The sequence below is a fragment of the Stenotrophomonas maltophilia group sp. RNC7 genome (assembly GCF_030910085.1).
Taxonomy (GTDB): Bacteria; Pseudomonadota; Gammaproteobacteria; order Xanthomonadales; family Xanthomonadaceae; genus Stenotrophomonas; species Stenotrophomonas sepilia.
Window position 1 is genome coordinate 1 of record NZ_JAVFVN010000051.1, and the last position, 1,456, is coordinate 1,456.

Here is a 1,456-nt window from a genome sequence, read left to right on the forward strand (position 1 = left end):
CTTTTGTAGGAGCTTCAGTTTTCATTTTACCCTTGTCTGCCTTCGTGCTGCTTGGCTTGTGTGGAGGGACACAATTGCCAACTTCAAGGCCTACTGACATCCACGCTGGCCATTCGCGACACTTTGCGGATTTCACTCCAAACTGCGATGGTTGTGAATGATTAAAAAGATTAGACTGAACGGACCATCACATACTGAAGTCGGAAGCATAGCATATCAAAAAGAATGCATTTTTTCTCTTGAACCGTCGATCTATAAGCTCATTTCGATCGCAATTAATGCAGGCTGGGAAAGAGAACAGGTGTTACTCGCGATCATACACATCGCGGAAAGTGAGGTTTCCGACCATCCAACCATGTTCTCACCATATACATCGCAAAATGATCTCCAATAGTGGAGTGCTCACTACTCACCTGACAATGCGGCTAGTTTGATTTAGGGCTGGCGATCTGTTGAGAGAAAGCCATCTTGAGCGCGATCATTACACCTCAAGAATGTTACGGTAGGAGGAATGTTGCACTGGAACTGAAAAAAATGCCCCTGCACATGCGATGCGCCAGCGGTCCGTGCAGCATCAAGCTGTGCAGCGGTTTCAACACCCTCCACTACAATCAATGATGCAAAGCTCGACGCTAGACCAACCATGTTCTGTAAGCTGTCTCGCCCATTATGCGAAGAACGGATGTCGTGAACGAAAGCGCGATCAATCTTGACGATATCGAAATTGATCATTTGGAGTAACCTTGGAGAGGCAAAACCCGTCCCAAAATCATCTAGCGCTATCCGACAACCAATATTCTGAAGTTCTGCTATAGCATCTGCGCAGAACGATAAGGCGCCGAGTGCTTGCACTTCGGTCAGTTCCAGAACTAGTCGGGGTGCGAGATACGCGCGGTCCAGTATTCGATTCCGTATGCCGCTCCATGCCGCTGTACTTGTAAAATTGTCGGCCGATATGTTGCACCCAAGGACTTTTGCGGGATCAGCATCGAGATGATCTAGAGCCAGTTTGAGCACATGTCGGTCAAGAACAGGTGTTTCACGCCAGGCGTCCAAACAGGGTACGAATGCACTTGCCGGATAGATGCGCCCGTCAGGGCCGGTCAGTCGCGCTAAACATTCGCCATATAAAGTTTCACTGTTAGCCGATGTAGAAAAAACATCTTCAACCGCACAGGTTATGCGATCACTGGCAATAGCCTCAGCGACTATATTCACGTGTCTTTCATCCAGGATATCAAGATGCTCAAACATTCCCGCCCCTCCCATCAGCGAAAAAAGAGCATGTCCAAGGGGTACCAAAAGCATCACAGATAAAACAAACCCAGGACTTAATAAGCGATGCTGTCGCTACTTCCAGGAAAAGGCCCCAGCACACCTCGACCGAGTGCTCCCAAGACAATTATCATTAGTTTAAAATCTCCACGACGTATAAACAATAGCGCCTTATGGCAGA

At 47.9% G+C, this 1,456-nt stretch carries 1 protein-coding gene; it reads right to left on the bottom strand.

The window, feature by feature from the left end:
* Positions 1-435 precede the first annotated feature (435 nt).
* The gene (locus RCF13_RS00295) at positions 436-1,254 is read right to left on the bottom strand and encodes an EAL domain-containing protein (protein ID WP_308140686.1); all 819 of its coding nucleotides are present in this window, start codon (positions 1,252-1,254) and stop codon (positions 436-438) included.
* Between the last annotated feature and the right edge of the window lie 202 nt (positions 1,255-1,456).